We start from the raw sequence: 2,603 nt of genomic DNA on the forward strand, positions 1-2,603 counted from the left end.
GGTCGGGTTCATGAGGTCGTCCCTTCGTATCTTTTGGCAACGCCTGCCGCCGAGCTCAGTTGCCCGAGCATCAGGGTCTACTCGCGCTCTTGCAGGCGATCCGGCGGCAAAGGGCGAGGCGTGAGGGCACGGGTCTGCTCAACGCTCGAATGTCAGTGTGGTCAGGTCGAGGCGGAAGCGGGCCCCGGCTTGTGGCGGCGGCGCCATGACTGCAGCGAACAGCATGGTCCGGCCTCGGGCGCTCTCCGTCAGGCTCAAGCGACCCCTGTCGTCAGTACGCGCCTGCTGGCGCTTGCCGCTCGCGTCGACGATCGCAACAGGGTGGCTCGGCGCAGGCTGGCCCTGCGCAAGCAAGAGATACTCTCCAGGCCTCTCGCCGGCCACGAACTCCAGGTCCAGGCCAGCGGGGCGGCGCAGGTCGTCGGTCTCGGCGCAGGCGTCGACGCAAAGCACCGTCTTGGCGAAGCGGGTGGAACTAACCTGAAGGGCGGCTGAAGCCGGCAGCGCCCGTGCGGCGCCGGCGGCCGGGCCTTCCAGGTGGTACTCCGCAAGGATCAGCCCGATCCGGTCGTGCGGGTACTCCACGTCCCGCGGCGGCATCGCCACTGTCAGAACCGCATCGCCTCTCCCCTGCGGGCGATAAGACAGGCGCGCGGCAGTCCCGGTCCCCGTAGCCGTGAGCTGGCTGGCGGAGCCTCCCACTCTCACCAGCCGTGCTCCCATCCGATCGACCGCGACCACAGTCTCCAGCTTTGGAAAGCCCGCTGAGACGGTCGCATCGAGTGTCACCGTCTGCCCGAGCGCCGGGGTGAAGTCGCTCGGCAGAAGGAACAAGTCATGGGCGGCGGCTGGGGCGGCAAGGCCGAGGGACGCGATGGCGGCAGCGACGCCGAGGGGCGCCAGCGAGGGTACGTGCATCAGGGAGGCTCCAGGTGGATTCCGGTAAGGCCGGGGAGAAGCGGGCGAGGCCATGAGCGCGCTCATCAGAAATTCAGATGGTCGAGACCGCGCACGAGGGCGCCGCCCATGAAACCATTGATCGCGATGGCGGCGACCGTGCCGGTGAGCAGCAGCGCGTAGAGCCAGCCTATCGCCCGCCCCTGCCCCTTGAGCCAGGTCTCGTGCGCCCACCAGGTTCCCAGCGCCAGCAGCGCAATGGAGGTGCCGAGTGTCTGGTGCGCTGTGTGGAGGCGATCATATCGCCCATAGGTCCAGCCCATAGCCATCCAGCCCAGGACGATGGCGGCGAGGGCGGAAAGCGCGCCCAGGCCTACCATGATCCGCGTGGCTTCACTGAGCCGCGCCTTGCGGAGGAGCACGGCGCGGGCCTCCAGGAGGCCTGCCACCAGGAAGAGCGCGATAGGAAAGTGGACCAGGCTCGGGTGCCACTTGCCGAGCCAGTTCACGAGGCGACCGCCGAAGGTCTTGGGAGGCGCCTCGTCCATCGCATGACCTTCCGCCGCCATCTGCGCCTCGGGAGACGACGGCGCGCCCGCGGAGTGCTGGGGCTGAAGGTAGGGACCGCCTGGGTCGGCTGCGGGAGCCGCGTTCGCAGCTTTGGGATGTCCTTCATGAGCGGCCGCAGGCCAGGAGAGTGCTGAGACGCCAATCAACGCGCTCAGGCAAATCACACGCAGCCAGTGCGGTATGCTCATTGAAGGGCCTCCGTCTATTGAATACGCGCCGCGCGCGTCCTTCCCTTGAGACGATCTGTGAGCGCCCGAGCCCGCTCTGCAATCGGGTGAGCGAGCTATCCTGGCGAAGGGAAGGCGCGCAGCTTCGTGGCGAAGGGACCGGCGCCTGGAGGGGCTCCAGCTACAGACGCTTCAGGATGGCCTTCATCTGGGCGATCTCTCGCTTCTGGGAAGCGACGATTCCGTCTCCACCATAGCAGAGCTGGCGGAGCTCGGCGTCGCGGAGAGCCGCCTGGTTGCACATCAGAAGCGCGCCGGAATGGTGTGGGATCATGGAGCGCACGAACTGGCGATCACCGACCAGTCCTTGCTGGCGGATGCCGACCAGAGACAGAATGAACACCGCCGCGAACAGCGCGTAGAGCGCGATGTTGATCTTGGTGTTCGGGTACATCGAACCCATTGTTAGCAACATGACGGCCGCCATCGGCGCCCACATGACCAGAGCCATGTAGAAGAAGTTGATGTTCTGAACAAATTCTCCCCAGCTATAGATCATCGCAAACATGGCGAAATACATGATCGCTAGGGAAAGCGCGAGATTGACCCCCAGCATCATGTACTGGTGGGATATCATCTTCGGGTCCATCGACTTGTGGTGGGCGTCTTCCATCTTCGCGTCTCCATCACCTGCTATCACAGCGTCCGACGGGCTCCGCCGTCGACGCCGCCTCATCCTTACGCTTCGCGCGAAGCGCATGACAGCGCGGCTTCCCGGAACGAGACGACAGGCGCGACGCTCGTGACCCTCGCTCAGCGCGAAGGCCGAGAGGCGCGTCCCGGCTCTATGACCTTGGGCGTAAGAGCGGGGCCTCCACTCAGCCGAACAGGTAGTCGCCAAAGATCAGATTTGATCCGGCCGCCGTGATCTCCGGATCAGTCTCGAACGCGCCGGCAGCGCCCATGTCG

General features: G+C 65.8%; 3 protein-coding genes. All 3 read right to left on the bottom strand.

All coding sequences use genetic code 11. The features are described 5' to 3' along the window. Positions 1-138 precede the first annotated feature (138 nt). The 3 genes from QZV94_RS24490 to QZV94_RS24500 all read right to left on the bottom strand — a co-directional run bounded on the left by QZV94_RS24490 (position 139) and on the right by QZV94_RS24500 (position 2,307). Positions 139-918, bottom strand: a complete 780-nt coding sequence (locus QZV94_RS24490) for a DUF4198 domain-containing protein (protein WP_293683010.1) — start codon at positions 916-918, stop codon at positions 139-141. A gap of 65 nt (positions 919-983) precedes the next feature. After that, a complete protein-coding gene (locus QZV94_RS24495) occupies positions 984-1,445 on the bottom strand; it encodes a DUF2231 domain-containing protein (RefSeq protein WP_293683012.1) in 462 nt (153 codons plus the stop codon). A 370-nt stretch (positions 1,446-1,815) separates the two neighbouring features. Next, positions 1,816-2,307, bottom strand: a complete 492-nt coding sequence (locus QZV94_RS24500) for a DUF305 domain-containing protein (protein WP_293683014.1) — start codon at positions 2,305-2,307, stop codon at positions 1,816-1,818. Between the last annotated feature and the right edge of the window lie 296 nt (positions 2,308-2,603).

It is taken from the genome of uncultured Phenylobacterium sp. (assembly GCF_902826855.1).
Classification (GTDB): Bacteria; Pseudomonadota; Alphaproteobacteria; order Caulobacterales; family Caulobacteraceae; genus Phenylobacterium.

Coding starts and splice junctions, on each gene's coding strand:
- QZV94_RS24490 (WP_293683010.1), bottom strand. CDS start 918: ATGCACGTACCCTCGCTGGCGCCCCTCGGCGTCGCTGCCGCCATCGCG.
- QZV94_RS24495 (WP_293683012.1), bottom strand. CDS start 1,445: ATGGACGAGGCGCCTCCCAAGACCTTCGGCGGTCGCCTCGTGAACTGG.
- QZV94_RS24500 (WP_293683014.1), bottom strand. CDS start 2,307: ATGGAAGACGCCCACCACAAGTCGATGGACCCGAAGATGATATCCCAC.